The 20,551-nt window shown below is 31.5% G+C and carries 31 protein-coding genes; 30 read left to right on the top strand and 1 reads right to left on the bottom strand.

Features of this window, described 5'->3' with window-relative positions; translation table 11 throughout:
• The 24 genes from IC621_RS02990 (at nucleotide 1) to IC621_RS02875 (ending at nucleotide 17,521) form a co-directional block, all read left to right on the top strand.
• Nucleotides 1-201 carry a DUF7394 family protein gene (locus IC621_RS02990; protein ID WP_191155560.1) on the top strand — a complete coding sequence of 67 codons (201 nt, stop codon included), beginning with the start codon at nucleotides 1-3 and terminating at the stop codon, nucleotides 199-201.
• A complete protein-coding gene (locus IC621_RS02985; RefSeq protein WP_191155558.1) occupies nucleotides 149-697 on the top strand; it encodes a hypothetical protein in 549 nt (182 codons plus the stop codon). The genes IC621_RS02990 and IC621_RS02985 overlap by 53 nt, the downstream gene beginning before the upstream one ends.
• Complete coding sequence (locus tag IC621_RS02980; protein WP_191155557.1) at nucleotides 676-1,839, top strand: hypothetical protein; 1,164 nt, start codon at nucleotides 676-678, stop codon at nucleotides 1,837-1,839. Before IC621_RS02985 ends, IC621_RS02980 begins: the two co-directional genes overlap by 22 nt.
• 17 nt (nucleotides 1,840-1,856) lie before the next feature.
• Nucleotides 1,857-1,997 carry a hypothetical protein gene (locus IC621_RS02975; RefSeq protein ID WP_191155555.1) on the top strand — a complete coding sequence of 47 codons (141 nt, stop codon included), beginning with the start codon at nucleotides 1,857-1,859 and terminating at the stop codon, nucleotides 1,995-1,997.
• Nucleotides 1,998-2,102: 105 nt separating this feature from the next.
• Nucleotides 2,103-4,370, top strand: coding sequence for an FtsK/SpoIIIE domain-containing protein (locus IC621_RS02970; RefSeq protein ID WP_191155553.1), 2,268 nt, complete (start codon nucleotides 2,103-2,105; stop codon nucleotides 4,368-4,370).
• Nucleotides 4,371-4,608: 238 nt separating this feature from the next.
• Nucleotides 4,609-4,782 carry a helix-turn-helix domain-containing protein gene (locus IC621_RS02965; RefSeq protein WP_191155551.1) on the top strand — a complete coding sequence of 58 codons (174 nt, stop codon included), beginning with the start codon at nucleotides 4,609-4,611 and terminating at the stop codon, nucleotides 4,780-4,782.
• A 35-nt stretch (nucleotides 4,783-4,817) separates the two neighbouring features.
• Entirely contained in the window at nucleotides 4,818-7,031 is a 2,214-nt protein-coding gene (locus IC621_RS02960) for an AAA family ATPase (RefSeq protein WP_191155549.1), read from the top strand.
• The gene (locus IC621_RS02955; protein ID WP_191155547.1) at nucleotides 7,021-7,659 is read left to right on the top strand and encodes a hypothetical protein; all 639 of its coding nucleotides are present in this window, start codon (nucleotides 7,021-7,023) and stop codon (nucleotides 7,657-7,659) included. Before IC621_RS02960 ends, IC621_RS02955 begins: the two co-directional genes overlap by 11 nt.
• Nucleotides 7,660-7,891: 232 nt before the next feature.
• Complete coding sequence (locus tag IC621_RS02950) at nucleotides 7,892-9,682, top strand: ATP-dependent helicase (protein WP_224752277.1); 1,791 nt, start codon at nucleotides 7,892-7,894, stop codon at nucleotides 9,680-9,682.
• A 954-nt stretch (nucleotides 9,683-10,636) separates the two neighbouring features.
• The gene (locus tag IC621_RS02945; protein WP_191155545.1) at nucleotides 10,637-11,059 is read left to right on the top strand and encodes a hypothetical protein; all 423 of its coding nucleotides are present in this window, start codon (nucleotides 10,637-10,639) and stop codon (nucleotides 11,057-11,059) included.
• A gap of 165 nt (nucleotides 11,060-11,224) precedes the next feature.
• Entirely contained in the window at nucleotides 11,225-11,440 is a 216-nt protein-coding gene (locus IC621_RS02940) for a hypothetical protein (RefSeq protein WP_191155543.1), read from the top strand.
• 174 nt (nucleotides 11,441-11,614) lie between these two features.
• Nucleotides 11,615-11,770: a hypothetical protein gene (locus tag IC621_RS02935; protein ID WP_191155541.1), complete on the top strand. Its 156-nt coding sequence runs from the start codon at nucleotides 11,615-11,617 to the stop codon at nucleotides 11,768-11,770.
• A 191-nt stretch (nucleotides 11,771-11,961) separates the two neighbouring features.
• On the top strand, nucleotides 11,962-13,092 hold the full coding sequence (locus IC621_RS02930) for a hypothetical protein (protein ID WP_191155539.1): 1,131 nt from the start codon (nucleotides 11,962-11,964) through the stop codon (nucleotides 13,090-13,092).
• Between the two features lie 413 nt (nucleotides 13,093-13,505).
• A complete protein-coding gene (locus IC621_RS02925; protein WP_191155740.1) occupies nucleotides 13,506-13,760 on the top strand; it encodes a hypothetical protein in 255 nt (84 codons plus the stop codon).
• A 70-nt stretch (nucleotides 13,761-13,830) separates the two neighbouring features.
• Nucleotides 13,831-14,034: a hypothetical protein gene (locus IC621_RS02920; RefSeq protein ID WP_191155537.1), complete on the top strand. Its 204-nt coding sequence runs from the start codon at nucleotides 13,831-13,833 to the stop codon at nucleotides 14,032-14,034.
• A 39-nt stretch (nucleotides 14,035-14,073) separates the two neighbouring features.
• Nucleotides 14,074-14,337, top strand: a complete 264-nt coding sequence (locus tag IC621_RS02915) for a hypothetical protein (RefSeq protein WP_191155535.1) — start codon at nucleotides 14,074-14,076, stop codon at nucleotides 14,335-14,337.
• A gap of 2 nt (nucleotides 14,338-14,339) precedes the next feature.
• Nucleotides 14,340-14,714 (top strand): hypothetical protein, encoded by a 375-nt coding sequence (locus IC621_RS02910; protein WP_191155533.1) that lies wholly within the window; start codon nucleotides 14,340-14,342, stop codon nucleotides 14,712-14,714.
• A 105-nt stretch (nucleotides 14,715-14,819) separates the two neighbouring features.
• Entirely contained in the window at nucleotides 14,820-15,062 is a 243-nt protein-coding gene (locus IC621_RS02905) for a hypothetical protein (protein ID WP_191155531.1), read from the top strand.
• 108 nt (nucleotides 15,063-15,170) lie between these two features.
• Complete coding sequence (locus IC621_RS02900; protein ID WP_191155529.1) at nucleotides 15,171-15,389, top strand: hypothetical protein; 219 nt, start codon at nucleotides 15,171-15,173, stop codon at nucleotides 15,387-15,389.
• Nucleotides 15,390-15,466: 77 nt separating this feature from the next.
• Entirely contained in the window at nucleotides 15,467-15,697 is a 231-nt protein-coding gene (locus tag IC621_RS02895; protein ID WP_191155527.1) for a hypothetical protein, read from the top strand.
• 29 nt (nucleotides 15,698-15,726) lie between these two features.
• Nucleotides 15,727-15,900: a hypothetical protein gene (locus IC621_RS02890; protein ID WP_191155525.1), complete on the top strand. Its 174-nt coding sequence runs from the start codon at nucleotides 15,727-15,729 to the stop codon at nucleotides 15,898-15,900.
• Between the two features lie 110 nt (nucleotides 15,901-16,010).
• Entirely contained in the window at nucleotides 16,011-16,208 is a 198-nt protein-coding gene (locus IC621_RS02885; protein WP_191155523.1) for a hypothetical protein, read from the top strand.
• A gap of 74 nt (nucleotides 16,209-16,282) precedes the next feature.
• Complete coding sequence (locus IC621_RS02880) at nucleotides 16,283-16,540, top strand: hypothetical protein (protein ID WP_191155522.1); 258 nt, start codon at nucleotides 16,283-16,285, stop codon at nucleotides 16,538-16,540.
• 267 nt (nucleotides 16,541-16,807) lie between these two features.
• Nucleotides 16,808-17,521, top strand: coding sequence for a hypothetical protein (locus IC621_RS02875; RefSeq protein WP_191155520.1), 714 nt, complete (start codon nucleotides 16,808-16,810; stop codon nucleotides 17,519-17,521).
• Between the two features lie 26 nt (nucleotides 17,522-17,547).
• On the opposite strand, the gene IC621_RS02870 is transcribed toward IC621_RS02875, so the two are convergent.
• A complete protein-coding gene (locus tag IC621_RS02870) occupies nucleotides 17,548-17,775 on the bottom strand; it encodes an AbrB/MazE/SpoVT family DNA-binding domain-containing protein (protein WP_191155518.1) in 228 nt (75 codons plus the stop codon).
• Nucleotides 17,776-18,134: 359 nt separating this feature from the next.
• Between IC621_RS02870 and IC621_RS02865 the strand changes: the two genes are divergently transcribed.
• The 6 genes from IC621_RS02865 to IC621_RS26820 all read left to right on the top strand — a co-directional run bounded on the left by IC621_RS02865 (nucleotide 18,135) and on the right by IC621_RS26820 (nucleotide 20,541).
• Nucleotides 18,135-18,410 (top strand): helix-turn-helix domain-containing protein, encoded by a 276-nt coding sequence (locus tag IC621_RS02865; RefSeq protein ID WP_191155516.1) that lies wholly within the window; start codon nucleotides 18,135-18,137, stop codon nucleotides 18,408-18,410.
• A gap of 35 nt (nucleotides 18,411-18,445) precedes the next feature.
• Nucleotides 18,446-18,628 (top strand): hypothetical protein, encoded by a 183-nt coding sequence (locus tag IC621_RS02860; RefSeq protein WP_191155514.1) that lies wholly within the window; start codon nucleotides 18,446-18,448, stop codon nucleotides 18,626-18,628.
• Nucleotides 18,629-18,712: 84 nt separating this feature from the next.
• A complete protein-coding gene (locus tag IC621_RS02855) occupies nucleotides 18,713-19,099 on the top strand; it encodes a helix-turn-helix domain-containing protein (protein ID WP_191155512.1) in 387 nt (128 codons plus the stop codon).
• Nucleotides 19,100-19,218: 119 nt separating this feature from the next.
• The gene (locus IC621_RS02850) at nucleotides 19,219-19,596 is read left to right on the top strand and encodes a hypothetical protein (RefSeq protein WP_191155510.1); all 378 of its coding nucleotides are present in this window, start codon (nucleotides 19,219-19,221) and stop codon (nucleotides 19,594-19,596) included.
• A gap of 21 nt (nucleotides 19,597-19,617) precedes the next feature.
• A complete protein-coding gene (locus tag IC621_RS02845; RefSeq protein WP_191155508.1) occupies nucleotides 19,618-20,334 on the top strand; it encodes an Ltp family lipoprotein in 717 nt (238 codons plus the stop codon).
• 75 nt (nucleotides 20,335-20,409) lie between these two features.
• Entirely contained in the window at nucleotides 20,410-20,541 is a 132-nt protein-coding gene (locus tag IC621_RS26820) for a hypothetical protein (protein ID WP_263575979.1), read from the top strand.
• Nucleotides 20,542-20,551 lie beyond the last annotated feature (10 nt).

Genomic DNA, 20,551 nt, shown 5'->3' with positions numbered 1-20,551 from the left:
ATGGAAACTGCTTTAATCGGCATAGGTATCACCATCCTTAAAGTTTGTGCTTTCGGTGGATTAGGTGCTGGTGCAATCACAGGAATTAAATGGTTTTCTAAATTCGATCCATCATTTAAAAGGAAGAGTATCTTAGGAGGTGGAGAAAGTGACTCAACTGACCTTGAACATCTCCGCAAAAAGGTTAGACAAACAAACTAAATATATAAATCCTAAACAATACAACGTACTTAATAGTTCAAGATCAATAGAAAAAATGAGTTTTTTAGCAAAAAGTTTGCCGAAGGAGGCGATGCAAAAAAGGAAAGAAGGGAAGAAGTTTATAAGAATAGCAACAAGAACAATTCTAACATCCATATCAATATTAACCCTCGTAGACCCAACTCTAGCATTTGCTGCAACAGCAGTACCAGTAGTAACACAAACTCCGAACCTAATCACTCCACCAGACATAATCAAACTGTGCAAGTATCTTCTGGGTATATGTGTAGTAATAAGTTTCGCAACAGCAATGATCATGTCTGTAATAGCAAGCAGTTGGGGATATTTCAGAAGAACAAACGATGCATTCAAGTGGGTGCAGGAAATAATAAAATCCTTCATAATGATGATGTTGGCACCAACACTAATAATCACAATAGCCCTAGTAGCCTACATGCTTTTTGGAACGTCCGATTGGTTTATAAAACCATTCTAAAAGTAATTAAAAAATTCACTATTCCATTCGGAGCAGTATCATCAAGCTTCTTATTTACAAATATAGCTAAAGCAGAATCGAATTGGATGCTTCAGAATGAAGGGATATTATACAAAGCAGCTAAACACAAAGTAAAAAGTGAGGGAGGAGATGATGGATTCTTTGAAACTTGGGGACAGATAGGAGATTGGATAATTTCAGCAATCAAGTGGTTCGTCCATCTTCCAGAAAATATTGCACAATTATCAGTTAATTTACTCACAAAACTTTATGAATTATTAATGTTTATCTTACAAACTCCACTTTTTATCTTTAATAATTCTTATATACAAGATGCAACATTAGTATTTACAAGCACTTCTATTCTTATGGTCACTATTCTCACATTATTTGAACTGATGAAACGAATGTTTAAGAAAAAGCACACAGACTTCAAGAAAATTATGGGCAGATGGTCATTAGCAGTAGTTGGTTCAGGATTCGCCCCATTCTTATTTGAGCAAACATTCAACTTACTAAACATGCTATCTAAGGCAATTACAAAAATCGGGGTTACTGAAATAAGATCAGAGGATGTGATGACTTATCTTAAGTTGAGTGGGTTTAATACTGTTATGTTAGTAGGATTTGATTTAATCCTTATTGCAATAATGATACCTATTTTTCTACAAAACTTTCGTAGATTTTTTGATCTAATGTGTCTAGGTGCCATCACACCATTGGCTTTAACCGCATGGGTATTCGATGATCATAGACACTATTTCAATAAATGGTGGAATCATCTTAAGGCACTTGGTACCGTTCAAATAGTCTACTCGCTGTTCATTTGTTTGCTAGGAATCTTTATTTTTGGAACTAGAAATATGGTTGATGGAGGAGGACTTTTTCTCAAACTTGGTATCGCGCTAGGTGGCCTCTATAGATTAGCAAATCCTCCTCAGTTCATCAAATCAAAACTTGATAATGGAGATGATATATTTGATGTAGCTAAAGATTTATGGAGATCAGGTAAAAACGTTTGGAGCACCGTAACATTGAAACCAACTAGACTATTCCTACAAAAGAAAAATGAAAGCAAGCTAAGTGAAATCCAAAAACTAAGAAAGAAACACGGTCAACGTTTTGTAAAAGGATTATCATAAAAAAGGAGAGATTTGTAATGACGAATCAAATTAAAAATCTAAGAATAGAATTAGCTGAAGAAGTAATGGAATTAATGATGGAAGGAACGGTTTATTTAACCGAAGAAGGTTTGCAATATATTATCAATCTAAAGAATGGTAAAGAGGGGCTAGTCTAATGAGTGTTATTGCAACCGTTATTTTATTAAACACTGGAATCATTGTTGCAAATACAGTTATATTGATAATAAATACAAAAACAATCACAAAGGCTCTTGATCTACATGCTTAGAGCAATAAAAAGTAAATTAAATAAGACAACGAGTCCAAATTCATCCAATATTATCCGACTTGTTGACACATTTGACGAAGAAGTGACAATTCCTCTCTTAGCATCTGACTTGTTAGGAGAGGGAGTTTTTTCTTTTGAGACAGTGATAAATGATTCATTTACTGAAAATTACGTGGTCACTCCCCCTTTTTACCGTGAGCAGCTTGGGGAAGAGTGTTACAGAGACTATGATTACCTGAAAAATAGTATAAATGACATTCATTGTTATACGATTGAACTTGCAAAACCTTCATTTTTACCCATTTATACTGAAAATGAAGCCTCATTACTACAAGATTTATCACTTTTACATCAGAAAAACAGTGAATTATATATACAACTACTTATTACACAAAGGCAAGACAATTGGCAAAATGAATTTATTGACCAGTACTCTGAATATCTCAATGGGAATGATTACCCTTCTTCCAAACGTGTACAGAGAAGTGTCCAGCGCTCCATTCTGAATGTATTAAATAAATTTAGTGGCTATCACTCTCAAAGAAAAGAAGTGGCTGAAATAAGCTCTAAAATACTTCAAAATGGATTTCGTTTTGAGCTAAAAATTATTACTAATACAAATAATAAGGATACTTTTGAGGACGAATTAAATGAACTTCTTAAAGAATATGATTTCTTTAATAACCTTATATTCTTAAGAGATAGACATAAGAAACAATTTGTAGATAATTTTTTAAATAGGCGATTCTCAACAGTCTCAAAAGAACAATTAATAAGTGAATCCGAATTGTTAAGCATTCTATCCTGTGATCAGGTTATACCAAAGCAAGAAACAATTATGGACAAAATTGAGAAGACAAAAAGATTAGTGACAAAGGTTAGTAATTTTGATTTATTACCGATTGGAGAAAAGAAGGATAGGAATATTGATGAGGATATTGTTGCTGAATTACCAGTTGCCCTAAAGAAAGCCAAATCAATAAGGAATCCTAATATAGAAGTTTTAGATGTAGAGCTAGGTGCCACTGTACAGAGAATTACATTTAAGATTCCAGAGGGACATGTATATTCTGATATCAAAAATAAACATGAAGATATTAATTCTGCTCTAGGATCAGATATAAATATTATCCAAGGTAAGGAAGCTAGTACAATAACTTTTCTCATTCCATGTAGTCAACGTGAAATCATTTACCTAAAAGAATTACTTGAAAACGAAAAATTCCAGGAATATTCCAGTGCAAATTCTTTACCATTTGTATGTGGAGTAGATATGCATAATGAATTAGTTTTAAAATGTCTAACTAAAGCCCCCCACCTACTAGTTTGTGGCGCGACAAATTCAGGTAAAAGTGTATTTGTTAATGCAGTTTTAATCACGTTGATACTTCTTAAGTCACCAAGTGAGCTAAGAATTTTCCTAATTGATCCTAAAAAGGTTGAATTTATACAATATAACGGATTTTCACATGTAGAAAAAGTAATTACAGATATGCAAAAAGCAGTAGTAATTCTTGATCGATTAATTGCCGAAATGGAAAATAGATATGAAAAATTCTCAAAAATTGGAGTTAGGAAAATTGATGCCTACAACAACAAATCTAAATCTAAAATCCCTTATATCCTTTGTGGAATTGATGAATATAATGATTTAAGGATGATGCATCCTGAAGTGGAAGAAAAGATTGAGAGGCTTGGTCAGAAGGCAAGGGCTGCTGGAATTCATTTGATATTAGCGACACAAAGACCTGATAAAGAAGTAATGAGTGGAGTAATTAAAACCAATTTTCCCTCCAGAGTTTCCTTTAAACTTGATAATAGCAATGAATATCGAACAGTTTTCGGAACAGGTATACCTTATAAAAATCTATTGGGATTTGGAGATGGAGTAATTAAATTTGTTGGTCAAGTTGAAGAATTTATACGATTCCAAGCACCTGTCATTAGCCTAGATGAAGATGTGGAAGAAAAGACATTTGAAAAGATAAAGAATTTAGCCAAAAATGAATTTGTGGAAAACATCCAATTGGAAGATATTAAGTATGAGAGTGATTTAGATAAGTTAAAGAGGTTAATAGCTAATTCTGGTGAAACAAGAGTGAGTAGGCTGCGTGAAGAAATGGGTATAAAGATGAATGTAGTTAGTCAATTAATGCAACAGTTAGTAGAAGAAAAGTGGTTAGAGAAACCAGAAAGTAAAGCAAAGGGTTATAAGTTAATTGCAAGTGATGAAGAATTGGCTAAATGGAGAGAACATTAGGGACTGTGAAAGTAGCAGTCCTTTATTTGTTGTTTTGAGAGCGTAGGAGGATGATTTGAGTGTATTTGAAGCTAGGGAATAGGAATATAGCCTGAGTGATTAAAATGGTCATACGAGGATAAGAGGGGTGTTAGAATGGGTTTGATGTTTTTGTAATTAATAAATTTATTTGTGTTGACTTTATAAATAAATTTATTATATAATCAATTTGTAAACTAATTAACGAGGAGGTGAAATTATGTCAGGATTAGAATTTAAGATTAAAAGAATTATGTTAAATATTCAAGCCAAAGAGATTGCCGATAGATTGCAAGTAAGTAAAGCATACATAAGTTTAATGGAAAGTGGCAAGAGGGCGATACCAAGTGATATACATGAGAAGTGGGCAGATGTTTTAGGATTACAAAAATAAATTATACATATTTAATATAAAAAAGGAGTGGAGAAATGAGTGAGGTAATTAAGGTTAGGTTAAGACCAGTCAAAGAATTATGGTATGACGATATTTCAAGTAAAGCTGGATACTCTTGTATCACAGATGAAGTAGATAAGGTCGAGGTGCATAAGGATTTTAAGAACTTTGTTATCAAAGGAACTTTGCCGAAGCTAACATTACGGATGGAGTATAATGCAAATCTAGTTGGTGAATATGACAAGAAAAGAAAGTCAATGACGTACATAGTGCAAAGTATATTTGAAGATATCCCAAAAGATATAGATAAACAACGTGTGTATTTAAACCAGATTGTTGCACCGAGATATGTTGATGCAATCTATAAAGAATATCCAAATCAAGACGTTATAACTTTAATCATGAACGATCAATTAGACATTTCTAAAGTAAAAGGCGTTGGTAATAAGATCATTTCACGAATTAAAAATAAAGTTGAACAAAATGTTGAATACAGAGAGGCAATGGAGTTCTTAGGTCAATTTGACATTAAGCCTAAGTTTATTATTAATCTTGTAAAGCATTACAAGTCTAGTAAGCTAGTTGTTCAAAAAGTTAAAGAATGTCCTTACAATCTTTTAACTGTCAGAGGAATCGGATTTAAAAAAGCAGATGATGTCGCAATGAAGATGAAATATCCAAGAGACAGCAAAGAAAGAATTGTGGCTGCAATTGAGTACATTGTTGAAGAAAATGAAAAAGATGGTCATACATACATTAAGCAAGATAAACTTATTGAAGAGGCGTATCAGTTATTAGGTATCTCACATTCTTTAATCAGTGAACAAATATTTGAAACTGAGAATATAGGAGTATTTGGTGATGCTGTTGCAATAAAGAGAACTTACTTTGCTGAAAAATATGTTGCGGGTATTCTGAAAGATATGGTTAATCATTCTGCTGAATTAAATTTTAATGTTGAAAAGTTCATTGAGAAACAAGAAAAAGAAAATAGCATAAAATTAACTGACCAGCAAAAACAGTTTTTCTATAATATAAAAAAATATAATGTCAATTTACTTGTAGGTTTCGCCGGATGTGGCAAGAGTGCTCTACAAAAGCTCGTAATTTCATTACTTGAAGAGTTGAAAATGACATATTTATTACTTGCTCCCACAGGAAAAGCAAGTCGTGTGTTATCTGAATACACAAAACGTAAAGCAATGACTGTACATAAAGCTGTTCTAATGGGACAAATTGATAACTCTGAAGATGAGGATGATAAGAATTATTTTAAAGATGATTTCATTATTGTTGATGAAGCCTCAATGGTTGATGTTAAATTAGCAAGTCAATTATTAAACCGAGTAGACCCAGAACGAACTAGATTGTTATTCATTGGGGATTCGTTCCAAATCCCATCTGTACAATGTGGATTGTTCTTACATGACTGCATAGAGAGTAAAGCAATACCTACAACAATGTTAGATATTGTATTCCGTCAGAAAGAGGGTGGCATACTCGATGTAATGACGAAAATTAGACTTAAGGAAAAGTTCATCAGTAATAACGAGTGGGGTATTAAGGAGTACGGTGATAACTGTATAGTTGCAGCAGTACCACAAGAGAAAATGGAAGGTGGATATAAATATTTTTATAATGAAATGTTAAAACAATATAAACCAGAAGATATTATGGTACTATCTCCACAAAAGAAAGGTAATCTTGGTACATTTGCGATTAATCAAAGTTTACAAGACATTGTTAACCCAAGTGAAGGTAATAAAGAAGAAGTATCGCATGGAAAAGATCCTGAGTTTATTTATAGAGAAAATGACTATGTGATGAATATTCTTAACTCCTATGGAATTATGAATGAGCGAGAACAAGAGATTGATATTGTTAATGGTGAAACTGGTTATATTAGAAAAATAGATAAAGAGAATAGAGAAGTTTTACTTGATTTGGATTATGACAAAGTGCCATTGGAGTTTAAGCAGTTAAAACAATTGCTCCACGCTTGGTGTATTACTTTGCATAAGAGTCAGGGGTCAGGGAGTAAATGTGTAATCATGGTTGTTGATAAAGCTCATAAATTTCAGTTAAACGCAAATTTAATTTACACCGGAGGTACGAGAAGTAAAGATATGCTGATTATTATTTCTCAAGCTGAGACATTGAATTATGCAATGAAGAAGAATGCTAACTTACAGAGGAATACGTTTTTGCTTGATATGTTAACTGATAACGGAGTAAATAATGAGCAATAAAAGTAAATTATACATAAAGATTCCGACATATATTATAAGAAACGAAGATTTTTTTATTGGAAATGATGAATTTTTACTATATGCGCGATTATCGTTCCTTTACTTTAGAAACTATAAGAATCCAGAAATTAAAGTAGATCATAAGAAGTTAATGATTAATATAAGTATCACAGATACGAGAACATTAAAGAAACGTTTAAATGTTCTTTATGATTTAAAGTTAATTGAAAATAAGATTGATAAATTACCGAGAAGAGGGGAGGTGACGATTCTAATTAATAAAAAGATTATTGATGATAGTAAAAACTTTACCATGATGAACGCAGGCATATTTAATATGATGGAGTCATTAGATGAAGATTGTATTAGATTATTGTTTTATTACAAGAGTCACATTACCAAAAAGGATACACATAAACAATATTGCTTTGTTGGATATGAAACACTTAGGACTAGATTAAAGATTGGAAATGAAACGATACGGGACGCTAATGATATATTAAAAAAGTTAAAATTAATTAAGATTGAGAAGCATGAATTAAAACATGATTTTGAATATGGAGAAGATGATGAATTAATCTTCAATAAATTTAACAACCACTACATAGTAAACAGAGAATTATTTTGACCGCAAATTGCAAACTTGTTTTGCGATTTGTAAATACTTGATCTTACTATTGATATTCTATTGATATTATATATTAGACAATTACTATATACACTCCTGTTTATGCAGCATAACGAGAAATTCAATACTGCATAACGAGTAACGCTAAACTGCATACTCAGAAATCTAAACTGCATGTTCAGAAACTAGGTGGATTTTGAAGAAATTAATTATAAAATTCGGAGGTAAAATAATGACTAAATTTAACGATCAACAATTAGAAGCGATAAATTTTTATAAGGGAGCGATGGGTGTAATCGCTGGAGCTGGAAGTGGAAAGTCAACCGTTCTAATTAACCGTATTAAAACACTTGTAGAAACACATGAGGTAAATGGACATGATATTCTTGCTATCAGCTTCACAAAGAATACAGCAGATGAATTAAAATCTAAATTAAACAAATTAGGATTAAAGGATATTAACATTGGAACATTCCATGCCATATGTTCAAGGATACTTGCTGCTGAGGGAATATTTATCAATGGTCAAAATTTGATTAAGGAATGGCAAGTTGAAAATTTATTTAAAAATATGTTAGAGAAACCTGATATCAATGATATTACAAGCTATATTAGTTACCAAAAGAATTATATGCGCTATCCTACAGATGAGTTTGTTTATAAGGAAAGCATTTATACTGAGGAAGAAATAAGGTGTTTATATAAGACTTATGAGGAATATAAACAGAAAAATATGCTATATGACTTTGATGACTATTTGCTTCTTGCCTATGAAGTGCTAAAGAATAATCCAAGTAAATATACATATGAGTTTATCTTAGTTGATGAACATCAAGATTCTAACCTTGTGCAAAATCTATTACTAAAGGAACTTTGTCAAAGCGGTAATTTGTTTGTAGTATTTGATTACAGGCAGGCCATTTACAGTTTCAGAGGTGGAAATCCTGACTATGCTATGAACTTTGAAAAGGATTGGGATAATGCCACAATGATCAATCTTGATGTCAACTATAGATCCGTTAGTAATGTTGTTGATAACGCAAATAGATTTATCAAGAAATATTATGGAACATATGAACATTATGCAGATGCTATTCCATTTAATAAGAATAATGGTGAGATAAAAGGAAATACATATCTAAATAGAGATATTGAAGGTGAGAAGATTGTTGAAGAAATTGAAAATAAGATTAAAAGTGGAGTAAATCCTAGTCAAATTTGTGTGTTGTACAGATTAAACTCTCATTCTTTTAATGTTGAATGTGAGCTGAAGAGAAAAGGGATAGAATATGAGATTACCAATGATAGCAGCTTCTTTAAAAGGAAAGAGATTAATGGTTTACTAGGTTATTTAAGACTAATACATAATCCATTTGATGATTCAGCATTTGAAGATATATTCAGATTGAGGAATTATCCATTATCTTATTTTAGTAACAATGTGTTGAATGATATTAAGAAATACTCTGGTGAGAATGATTTGTCATTATATGAGAGTATGATCAATATGAAATTTGATAAACCTTGGCAAAATAAAAATGTAGAAGTATTTGAAAATGGGATTAATAAATTAAGATTACAAAATGAAAAAGGGACTACTGTTACAAGATTGATTGAGAATATTGTGAGGACATTTCAGGTAGATAAGTTTATTCAAAGTAAATACTCTAATGCTGAAGAGTTAGAAGATAGAATGAATTCCATTGACGTTCTAAAGAGTTTTGTTAAGGGAAATAATTTAGAACAGTTTATTGCATATGTGTATAGTAGCAATACGAAAAAGAAGAGTAAGAAAAATTGTGTTAAGTTAATGAGCTTACATGCGAGCAAAGGTCTTGAGTTTGAGTATGTTTATATGATTGGTATTGAAGATGGTAAGTTTCCTCACTATAAGAGTGAATTGTTGGATGAAGTTAGATTGTGGTATGTGGGGATAACAAGAAGTAAGGAGAATCTTTATATAAGTCAAATAGGTGAAGGGAATCAATTTGTGGATGAGTATTTTGGTAAGAGTGTTATATAAATAAACTAATCAAATATTTAAACTATGGTAGTCTATATTTGGCTGCCTTTTTCTGTGTTCGTAAAATAGCCCCCTCCCCAGGTGATCGATAAGGTTATCGTAGGGTGAAAATTGAGTATCGTAAAAGTGTGTGAAAAGGGAAGGGTGAGAGGGGATAAACGTAGATGGGATAAGGGGTTGAGTGGTGTTGAAGGGAATATTGGATAGGTGAGAATGAGATGTGTATCGGTAAAATGTAGGAATGATAGGGGATTTGAGGTTGGTTAAGGGCCATATGAGTCTGATTTGGATGATTTTTGAGGTGGATAGGGTAAGAGTGAGGAGAGAGGAAATGTTGGTATATGGGGATTCTGTGTCGTTTGTGACGATAGAGAGTACGATAGAAATTTGGGGAAAAAGTGGGGAAAGTGATTAAATGGAAAAATAAGTGTGGTGTGTGGATGGAAGTGCTAGCGCTCATATCAGAACACACATTCCCATTTAGAATGTAAAATAACCCCCTCTATCTTCCCTATAATTCAGGTTATATACACCTTAATTTGCCTTAGTGCAACTTATGCAGTTATTCACACTAACCAGGTAATTTCCAATTTAATTTAAAAAAATCACCATTCACCTATATCCTAATTATTTACAATTTAAAATCGATAATAACATGCAGTAAAAACTACATCTCTTTATATTCCTATTTAAGCATATACTTAATTAAGTGTTTAATTAAATGTTCTAATCATAATCAATACTTATCACACTACATAGTCTTACCTTATCAACTCTTATTACTCACTATTTACCTTTTCCACTTAATCACCAGGTAAGTAATCCACACACAAAAACTACACAAATAAACTTAATATATTTTACATAATCCATTGACCACTCACATATAATATAGTATAATAAAGATAAGTTAATAAATGAATAAAACAAAACTCACATAAAGGGGAAATTAAAATGATGAATGTAAACCAACTAACAACAGAGGAATTGTTAATGGAGAAGTCACACATGGAGCAACTTGGATATCCAGGAGAAGTAATGTTACTTGAAATAACAGAAGAGATTCAAAAGCGTTACGCACAAATGAAAGCTGAACAAACTAAGCAAGAAGAATCTAAGCCAGCACAATCAATCCAAGAAGAACAAACAGTTATCAATGTATTCTATGAAGAAGGTTACAAGTGGACTGTTAACATCAATGGCGAAGAATCAATTGATTGTAGCTTAACTAAAAAAGATGCCATGGTCTTAGCTAGAACATTAAAAAAACAATATAACAATGCAGTAATTAACGAACAGAAACTATCTAAGAAAGAACGCAAGCGCAACTTGTCTTGGTTACATGAAAACTCATTCGCATACGATAGATCAATGTAGTATAACAAGACTCCACTGTAATGCCAAGGGGAGTGAGCAAGAGGCTTCCCTTTTAAATGAATTAAACATATAACACAACTTGTAAAATATCACTGTACAAATTCTATATAACAGGTTTACTATAACAGAACGGGCTTTATAAATTAACTAAAGGAGACTGATACCATGATCACATTCACCGAATACATATTAGATAAAATTGAATCAGCAATTCTATGTGACGACAAAGATACGTACACAATCCAAGATATTCACAACTTAGTTAACTCATCAATTGAAGACTATGAACACGAATACAATACAACCATTTCCAATCTATCCAACATTCCATTTACTAAAATCAAGCAGCTACTCAATCAAATGAATATCAAATTAGTTTAATCTATATTCCTGTCATAAGCGACGGGTTATTTCTTTTCATAAACAAATTTAATATATATACACTTTCCTATATACAATCAATCCTATTCATGATACAATAGAAGTAACTCTTCAAAGGGTTGCTTTATTTCACTATATAAACAAACTTATCTAATAGAAAGGAGATTATAAAAAATGTCTTATTGTGATAATTGTGTAGATGGAGGGAACGAACTTTCTTGGCTAGATGATAAAGGGAATATTCAAACTCAATATGCTGTATGCGAAACGTGCAAGGGTACCAGATGGATAGAATTAATAAAGGAGGACAGCACACATGCAATCAACTAATCAAGATAAATTTTTCTTTTGCTACAATCCATCATTAGCTAAGTATTTAAAGTTAAAAGGGTTTGACTACGTAACGAGGGCAAAACACTACAAGTCAAATAAGGAATTCACGCTTTACACTATCAATGATAGCTTAGAAAATTGTATTCAAGAATGGAATAAAAGAAATAAATTTAATTGGAGGTAGTCAGATGAACATATCAAACTTACAACTTAATCATACATACAAGAATTATAAACAACTATGTGAAGTATTAGAGATGCCAATGAAAGGAGGGAACGCAAAGAAAGCACAGTTAAAAGAATTAGAAAGATATTTTAAATATAATAAAGAAGGCAATAAGTTTATTATCACTCATATTTACAAAGTGCCTTTGCCTAAGAATAATAATAAAACTCAATACATATCTGAAATAGCTAAGCTAATACTAGACAAAGCTGTTCATCAAAATAATAGAGGTAAACTATTCATATCTAAAAGTAAATTAATGTCTGAATTAAGAATGGTAAATGAGAATTACGCATACGCAAAATATAAACAATTAAGACTTGCTAAACATATGAATATTACTATTGAGGAAGTAGAAGAGTTTTATTTGACTTCAGATGATTTATTGAAAAGAAACATTGAAGCAGCTCTAAACAGTTTACGCAGTCAATCATTAATATTCTGGTCACATGCTATGACTTTATGTGTAATTGAAACAGAAGCAGAAACTAATATGAATTTTGATATTAAAGTCAATAAGTATGAACATGTTAACGAATTCCAGGAAGAAAGTACAGTATTTGAGGCCTCGCAACCTGTAAGCTATAGAACATACAGAAAGGCTACAGACGAGGAGATAGAGTTAGTTTTACAAGTTGAAAGAGATGTATTATTAAAATACAAATGTGATACTGTAAATGATATTTATAAACGTAAATTAAATAAGAAATTCTACAAAGATGTAAATGATATTCTTATGGAACATTCCAACATTCATAGATACTATAATTCATATGAAATTATCTGCAATGAGAAATATATTTATTCTAAATGGGAAGAGTTGCAGGACTTACAATTGGGAATAGAAGAACGTGAAACGTCAATGAACAATCTTAATAAAGGTGTAATGGATAGAATTAATACAAATGTAGAGAATAGGCATAATAAAGCAATAGACATGATAAATAATGATGATGTTGATAATAAACAAAGAGTAGAAAGAAGATCAAATAAAAAATATAAGACAAATGGATTTCAATTAACTGATACACTTATAAATAAAGATGCTTTATCATTGGAAGAACCATTTGAGAAAATGCTAATTAAGAAATAAAAATAAATTTAATAAAAGTTGACCACTTCTTCCAATAAGGTTTATATATACTAAATACATATTGGAGGATACGGTCAACTTTTAAAACTATACATACACAACTAAATAACCTTTTCAAGCCTTTCATCCTAAACAAGTGGAAGGCCTTTTATTTTACTCACACTTCACATTCAAAACCTTGGGGAAAGCGACAGTTTCTAAAGAAACTTTACGCATTGCATTTCCCCAAACCCCATTGCACATAGTCTTTTTTCTCCTTATTGTAACAAATGTTCAACTTTCCATCCTATAAACTTTTTACAAATAAACTTAATATATTTTAATAAAAACTATTGAATTCTTTCTCATCATCCTGTATAATGTAATTAAAGGTAAGGTAATCAAAAATACATATTCACAAAGGGGATAATAAAATGAAAAAATTTCAATGTGACAAATGCGAAAACGGTAAAATTACAAAATACTTACACATTGACAATGGGTTTTGTTATAAATGCAAAGGAACTGGAAAACTAAATTATGATCCTGATACAAAAGGACACAACGCACAAGAAAATATTAATCCTGAAATTGAATGGTTGGAAATCCAATCAGAACAAGAAATGATTGCTCAAGCAGAACTTGAAAACTGGATGCACGCCAATAATATTGAATACGATTACCATTAAAAAGGGAAGGAGATAGCACTCCTTTCTTACCTTTCTTAAATTAAATCTATTCACAAAGGAGCCAACCAAAATGTTAAACATGACTATTGAAAATTTACAAGTTGAAAAAGTATTTAATTCAACACTTGACGAAAATGTATTTAGACTGATCGCAACTATTGACGGATCTAAAAGAATTGTCGGAGATTATGAGACAATAAAAGAAGCTAACACGGCCAAAAGAACAATTGAAAGACTGTACGAATTACAAACAGTTGCTAATTTATTTAAATAAACTTATCAAACTATAATTAAATTAACTGGAGGTTTTACCATGAAAAAAGTAACTTTATCAATCCCATTAAGAGATACTGAACCAGTAGAAGTAAAAGGGTATGAGTTCACACTTCCTAATGGTCATCAAGTAGTAGTTCACAAATCAATTAATGGTTATGGTTGGAGCGTATCAACTAAAGTTAAAGGTTTATTAATGGTATATGGGAAGAAGACGAAAAAAGAAGCTGTTCAAGCTTCAATTGAAATATCCGAAAAGCATGTAGATGGGCATTATTGGAATAAATTAAAGGAGGTAAACTAGTCATGACTAAATTAATCAAACTTTTATCAATCATTTCATTAATCCTAACTATTACAGCATGCTCAAACAATCAAACTGTATCTAATCCTGGATCACCTGCAAGCGAATCACAACAAACAGAAACACCTCAACAAAAAGAATTAGTCAAATTCACATACACAGTCACACAAATAAACGGTTCGGAATACTACGGAGAAGCATCAGACGGCACGGGAATCTATTTCACATCTGAAAACATACAATCATCTGAAATCAACGTAAATGATCAAATTATAGCTTTCTTTGAGCCTGAAAATATTGTAGATGGATTAGTGAAAGTTGAAAAGGGTATTAAAGTAGAAGACGGTTCAATTGTTCCTGAATCATTTTATAAATAAATTAATCAATTTTTATAAATTTATTATTGATTATCATTGTATTATATGGTAGAATTTAAATATAGAAACGGCAAACAAATTAACTAAATGATAGGAGTGTTACTCATGATCACGATTAAAAATTGTAAGCAATATCTTTCACAAAACTACTTCACTAATATTCAATTCACACACCAAAAAGAAGATAATCTATATTTCACCGCATATGACACCGAAGAGGAGCAGAACGCACAATTAGAATTTGAATTAGAAGAAGGCACACTGTATATAAATGTTAAATATGAATCTGATGAAGATTGGTTAATCTTAGAACGTTTATCACTAGAAGACTGGAGGCTTTCACAATGATTAATTTTCTAATTGGTGTAATTGTGTACGCAATTCTAGTATATATAATTATCGGATTTATTCACGTTGGAAACAGAAAACAATATAAATCATAAAGGAGCTGTTACAGTGTTAACTTTAAAAACCTATGCACTACTCATACGAAAATGGATGGACGACTTACAAACTGGTGCTTATGAAGGTTCAAGCGAGTATTTCACCAACTATGATTTGAAACAGCAGGAATACACTAACAATATGAACAAATTATATAAACGTCTTCAAAGAGAGTACAATTTTACCAAGGAAAAGTTTTACGCTCTCCAAGATCAAGCAGTAATGTTTTAGGTCAACTATGCAGCCTTTTTATTTAATCAAAATTAGCTTATAATAGTATTAATATCAATTGTTAGGAGTTGATACAATTGGCCATGTTAGAAGAAAAGAGAAAATTGTTACATGATCTTATTAAATCGGCACCAGATAATAAACTATCTGAAATTGAAAAATTGATTAAATTTGCACTTATTCCAGAAGTAGAGCCAAGCGAAGAAGAAAAAAGGATCATTGAACAAGCTGAAAAAGAATTTAAGAACGGAGAAACAAAAAGATACACCATTGAAGAATTAAGGAAGGAATTTTTAGGGGATGAGTAGTTCTAGGCTTCTTCATTCTTGGTGTACTTATGTATCATAAAATGGGTAGTGGTAAAGATCCATACACAGAATTATTAAAAATATTGATAGTTATCCTTATTGCTGTGCCAGCAGCATTTGTTGTTAGAGATGCTTTACACGATGATAAACCTGAAGAAAATATACAAGACATTGTTAAAGAAGAATCCCAAATAGAACTTTAATTTTAAAAAGTTTTATAAATAAATTAATCAATTATAAGATACTTATTGCATATAATAAACCATAAGAAAGAAACAAAAAATAAAATCAAATTATAAAGGAGAAATGTAAAATGAGTTATTTTAAATCAATTCGCACAGGGAGATATCTTAAGGCAGAAACGGATTTACACTTTGATGACGATTCTTTTATCAAAGCAGGAACTATGGTGGAAGTTGTAACGCCTAATAGGCAGTATGAGGGCTTTGTGAGTGTATTGTTCAACGGAAATGTGGAGTACTATAGTCATGGAACATTCGCTGAAGTTTGATTAAAATCGTTATTTTAATTAAATAAATTAAATACGAATTAGACGTAAAAAGCGTCGTAAGGGAGGAAATAAAAATGTTAAAACAAGAACATTATGAAGTTATGAAAGCTGTGAAAGATGGTGCAACAATTTATGGTTATGTTGATGCAAAGAGATTAAGAGAAGTTCAAAAATTTGATTCAGAATTGATTGAAATTATTGGTTTGAAAGACTTAGAAGAAATAACTGGAGAGGAATATAACGGTGCAGAACAGCTACCATATTTCGGAGCGATCCTTACTGGAAAAGGAAAAGAAGTATTGAACAATTCTAATTCCGAGTTTGGCCAGTAGGAATTAAACTTTGCTGAACAATACGCTTAAAATGTGACTTAACTAATATTGCAATGTTATAACATTTATGTTAATATGATTGGTAATCTACCGAATACAGGTAGACCCAATTAGTTATAAATTGAGGCTGAGATACTATTATCTTGGCTTCTTTTTATTTTTTAAAAAAATTCAAAAAAAGTATTGCAGTGTTATACTTTTTGTTATAACATAGAAAACGTGGTAAAGATAACCACAAAAAAATAACTAATTGGGGAGTGTTGTAAAATGGGTTTATTTACTTCAAAGATCGCTGTAGGTGTATTAGCTGGTGGGTTTACATTAGCAGGAGCCGGACTACTCTTTTCTGGAACTGAGACATTGCAGAAGGCTACCGACTTTGTGAACGGTGCAGGAGAAAGATTAACTCAGTATGAGCAAAACGAAGGTAGCTTACTAGAGAAAATTGGATTAATTAAAGAAGATGCTACTAGCAAACTAGCGAGCGCAAATTCAACTATTACAGATTTAGAAGGTCAAATTGTTACTTTAAATGGGGAAATTACAACTTTAACAAACGAAAAAGCAGAACTACAATCAACTGTAGATGAATTAAATACACAAATTGAAGGACTACAAGCAGACATTTCTGGATTACAAGCAAGCTTAGATACAGAACAGGCTAATCACGCAGAAACTCAAGCACAATTAGAAGCTAAAACGGCAGCATATGATGCAAAAGTGGCAGAACTTGAAACTGCTCAAGCTAATTTAACTGCTGCTAATCAAAAAATTGAAGACTTAGAAGGTACGATTAGATGGGCAGAAGAAAAAATGGCTGAGGCAGACGGACATGTAGCTCAATTAGAATTAGAGCTAGAACGTGCAAATCAAGAAGTTGAAGCTCACGGTGAAGTAGTCGAAACTGTAGAAGCTGAAACAGAAGATGCTCAACCGATGACTCAAGAGGAAATTGATGCTGTAGAAACTACTGTTGAATAAAAAAGAGATGCCGTAAACATCCCTTTTCACAATAAACCTTTTTCTTTAAGATATTGATCAATGACCCTTTTTATCACTTGCTCAAGGTGATTATCATTAAGGGTCATTGATTTATTTTTTATTTTAATCATATTTAAGGCTTTGTCAAACTCCATATCAATAATGTCATTATAAGTAACACCTAAATCCTCAAGGTATTTAGATGGAATAATAACGCCTAAACTGTTACCAATCTTAACAATTTTGCGATCCAATTAAATCACCTACCCTTAATATAATTGTATCACACTCTAAGGATGATTATGAGTAAGGTATTAATTCACAATAAAGTATCCATATCATTGACCCTTATTATATCTACATGCTACACTTAAATTGCTATCGCAAAGTGAGCGATTGGCTTTATGAGGTTTTCTCTAAAGAGTAGCCAACACCCAACGTCGCCAAACAGCCGGGTGAGCTACTCTTTAAATTTTTATAAATAAATTTAACACTCATTGTTTTTAAAAAAGTTGGATTATTTTTCATTTAGGTATTTACACAAGTAAATTAATAATTTATAATATAGTTATAAGTTAAGTGATTACATAAAACTAATTGGAGAGTGAATGAAATGCATCCTTTAAAATATTTGGCTGAAGTAAATGATCTATCTATGAATCAAATTGCTAAGAGTTTGGGTATTACTAGGCAAACAGTTAATGAATGGGTGGGAAAGCGAAATAAACCTGTTCCAGATAAGCAAGTTAAAAAGTTATCTCAATTGTACAATGTTAAAGAAGGATTTATCAAGGGAGATATTGAATTTACAGATGAAATGATTTTGAACATGTATGAAACCAGGATTTCAAAGAAGTTAGGAAGAAAAGTAAAAATAACTTTTAAATAAAACAACTCATTTATCCAAAAATGGAGGGAAATAATATGAACCAAAAAGAAAGAGTAGAGGCATTTTTAAAAGATTTAAATACATTAACAGATAAATACGGTTTAGAAATAACAGCAGAAGGTACTTCACCATTACTGCTTGATATTGAAGAAGGTGGATATGCAGGAGAGTTCGGAAGATCATTTTTTGGTGGCGATTATAAGATTTACGAAGATTAGATAAATGAAGTAATTTATTGAAAAATGCATGATGAAAAGAAGAGGAAATTGAAGTATTAAGTAGAAAAAACGGAGGATGGAATATTGATTGTATTAGAATATTTAATTAAACAGAAAAAAATGAAGAAAAAAGAGGTTGCTGAAATAGCCGGTGCTTTTCCTCAAGCATTGAATGATTGGCTAAAACAGAAAAGACCTATTCCGAAAGATAAATTGTATATTCTTTCAAAATATTTCAATGTACCACCTCAATACATGGAATTAGAGCTTACGTCTATTGTTAGAGATCAGATAGAAGAATATTTAACTGATGTAGTTGATGAACCTGATTTTATAGATGAATTTACAGATGACTATGCTTTGTTAGCTAAATGGAAAAACACTCTGCATGTATTAGAAAATATAGGAGTTGATCCAGATAAAGCAATTAAACTATTAAAACTTGCTAATGAAATAAATCAAATAAAATGACAATCCTATCTATACTTTAAACCTTCCCAATGTTCATTAACTTTTCTCACATCATACATAAAAAAGGTTAGTGGGCATTATGGAACGTTTAAAATAAATTAAATACTAGGAGGAACTTCATGAAGGAATTAATTGTGAAAAATGAATTCTCTTACATTGAAGACAATCGAGAATGGTTTGTAAAAAAAGGAAGTAAGGTTCAAATCTTAGAAGAGCATGAAAATCATCAAGTACTAAGAATGCCTGAAGGACATGAATTATCTGTTGGTTGGTGGGATTGTGGCGAAGAAACGTTATTCGAATATGAAAATGACAATGAAAAGGATGATTATCATGAAAATATTGACGATTTCAAAACTCTACCGGAAGCAATTGCATATTATGCTAGATTAGTAAATGAAAATTTTAATAGCAACAAACATACGAAACAAGAATTGTTAAAGGTTAAAAAACAATTAGGCGACAGAATTAAAAAGGAATATATTGAAAACAAATAAAATAAAAGGAGAGGTTTAAAAATGGATATATTTTTCGGACTTGTTGGATTTGTTGGCATGGTTGTTTATGGGATTATTGCGATTGTAGGGGCGATTAGGAAGTCAGATAAAATGAAAAAGAATTTTATTATTTCCTTTGTATGCTTCATCTTCTTTGTAATTGGATTATCATTACCTTCATCACAAACTACAACTGAGACTGATGCAGAACCTATTGAACAAGTAGAAAATGTAACAGAAGAAGTAATAGAAGAACCGGAAGAAACTGTAGAAGAGCCGACACAAGAGGAAATAGATGCAGAGGAACAAGCAAAGATAGAAGCAGAAGCACAGGCTAAAAAAGAGGCTGAAGAGCAAGCGAAGTTAGAAGAGGAAAGGGCTAAATTAGAAGCAGAACAGAAAGCAAAAGAGGAAGCCGAAGCTAAGAAAAAATCAGAAGAGCCAGAATTATCAGCCTCACAACAAAACGCTATTCGCCATGCTGAAAACTATGTTTCAACAATGCCATTCTCAAAATCTGGACTGATTAAACAATTGGAATATGAAGGGTACTCAACAGAAGAAGCTACTTTTGCTGTTAACAATATCGAAGTTGATTGGAGAGAACAGGCAGTAAAACATGCCGTGAACTACAATGATACAATGCCTATGTCTAGACAAGGTTTAATTGACCAACTAATGTATGAAGGACATAGTAAAGAGGATTCAGCATATGCCGTTGATGAACTAGGACTTTAATACAAGCTAACAATTCAAAGGTGTAGTAAGTAAATCTTATTGCACCTTATACATAAAAGCTAAGGGGGAATTGAAATGTATTTTATCGAATGGTTTGATCATGAGGGGAATAGGAAATCAATAGTCGCTGAATCTTGGATTGAGCGTGATTCAATTGTCGATGAACTTTTAATGTATAAAATGGATCATAAAGTTACGGTTCTATAAAAGACGAATT

Origin of the sequence: Metabacillus arenae, assembly GCF_014773385.1 — a bacterium.
GTDB lineage: Bacteria > Bacillota > Bacilli > Bacillales > Bacillaceae > Metabacillus_D > Metabacillus_D arenae.
Note: the sequence above shows the minus strand (reverse complement) of the source record. Positions and strands in the feature narration are given on the sequence as shown.

Excerpts from the sequence above, each read along its gene's own strand:
- IC621_RS02915 (WP_191155535.1), top strand. The coding sequence starts at position 14,074 with ATGAAAAAAGTAACTTTATCAATCCCATTAAGAGATACTGAACCAGTA.
- IC621_RS02965 (WP_191155551.1), top strand. The coding sequence starts at position 4,609 with ATGTCAGGATTAGAATTTAAGATTAAAAGAATTATGTTAAATATTCAA.
- IC621_RS02890 (WP_191155525.1), top strand. The coding sequence starts at position 15,727 with ATGTATCATAAAATGGGTAGTGGTAAAGATCCATACACAGAATTATTA.
- IC621_RS02990 (WP_191155560.1), top strand. The coding sequence starts at position 1 with ATGGAAACTGCTTTAATCGGCATAGGTATCACCATCCTTAAAGTTTGT.
- IC621_RS02875 (WP_191155520.1), top strand. The coding sequence starts at position 16,808 with ATGGGTTTATTTACTTCAAAGATCGCTGTAGGTGTATTAGCTGGTGGG.
- IC621_RS02880 (WP_191155522.1), top strand. The coding sequence starts at position 16,283 with ATGTTAAAACAAGAACATTATGAAGTTATGAAAGCTGTGAAAGATGGT.
- IC621_RS02945 (WP_191155545.1), top strand. The coding sequence starts at position 10,637 with ATGATGAATGTAAACCAACTAACAACAGAGGAATTGTTAATGGAGAAG.
- IC621_RS02920 (WP_191155537.1), top strand. The coding sequence starts at position 13,831 with ATGTTAAACATGACTATTGAAAATTTACAAGTTGAAAAAGTATTTAAT.
- IC621_RS02860 (WP_191155514.1), top strand. The coding sequence starts at position 18,446 with ATGAACCAAAAAGAAAGAGTAGAGGCATTTTTAAAAGATTTAAATACA.
- IC621_RS02885 (WP_191155523.1), top strand. The coding sequence starts at position 16,011 with ATGAGTTATTTTAAATCAATTCGCACAGGGAGATATCTTAAGGCAGAA.
- IC621_RS02850 (WP_191155510.1), top strand. The coding sequence starts at position 19,219 with ATGAAGGAATTAATTGTGAAAAATGAATTCTCTTACATTGAAGACAAT.
- IC621_RS02940 (WP_191155543.1), top strand. The coding sequence starts at position 11,225 with ATGATCACATTCACCGAATACATATTAGATAAAATTGAATCAGCAATT.
- IC621_RS02975 (WP_191155555.1), top strand. The coding sequence starts at position 1,857 with ATGACGAATCAAATTAAAAATCTAAGAATAGAATTAGCTGAAGAAGTA.
- IC621_RS02930 (WP_191155539.1), top strand. The coding sequence starts at position 11,962 with ATGAACATATCAAACTTACAACTTAATCATACATACAAGAATTATAAA.
- IC621_RS02905 (WP_191155531.1), top strand. The coding sequence starts at position 14,820 with ATGATCACGATTAAAAATTGTAAGCAATATCTTTCACAAAACTACTTC.
- IC621_RS26820 (WP_263575979.1), top strand. The coding sequence starts at position 20,410 with ATGTATTTTATCGAATGGTTTGATCATGAGGGGAATAGGAAATCAATA.
- IC621_RS02960 (WP_191155549.1), top strand. The coding sequence starts at position 4,818 with ATGAGTGAGGTAATTAAGGTTAGGTTAAGACCAGTCAAAGAATTATGG.
- IC621_RS02970 (WP_191155553.1), top strand. The coding sequence starts at position 2,103 with ATGCTTAGAGCAATAAAAAGTAAATTAAATAAGACAACGAGTCCAAAT.
- IC621_RS02925 (WP_191155740.1), top strand. The coding sequence starts at position 13,506 with ATGAAAAAATTTCAATGTGACAAATGCGAAAACGGTAAAATTACAAAA.
- IC621_RS02865 (WP_191155516.1), top strand. The coding sequence starts at position 18,135 with ATGCATCCTTTAAAATATTTGGCTGAAGTAAATGATCTATCTATGAAT.
- IC621_RS02955 (WP_191155547.1), top strand. The coding sequence starts at position 7,021 with ATGAGCAATAAAAGTAAATTATACATAAAGATTCCGACATATATTATA.
- IC621_RS02910 (WP_191155533.1), top strand. The coding sequence starts at position 14,340 with ATGACTAAATTAATCAAACTTTTATCAATCATTTCATTAATCCTAACT.
- IC621_RS02845 (WP_191155508.1), top strand. The coding sequence starts at position 19,618 with ATGGATATATTTTTCGGACTTGTTGGATTTGTTGGCATGGTTGTTTAT.
- IC621_RS02950 (WP_224752277.1), top strand. The coding sequence starts at position 7,892 with ATGACTAAATTTAACGATCAACAATTAGAAGCGATAAATTTTTATAAG.
- IC621_RS02935 (WP_191155541.1), top strand. The coding sequence starts at position 11,615 with ATGTCTTATTGTGATAATTGTGTAGATGGAGGGAACGAACTTTCTTGG.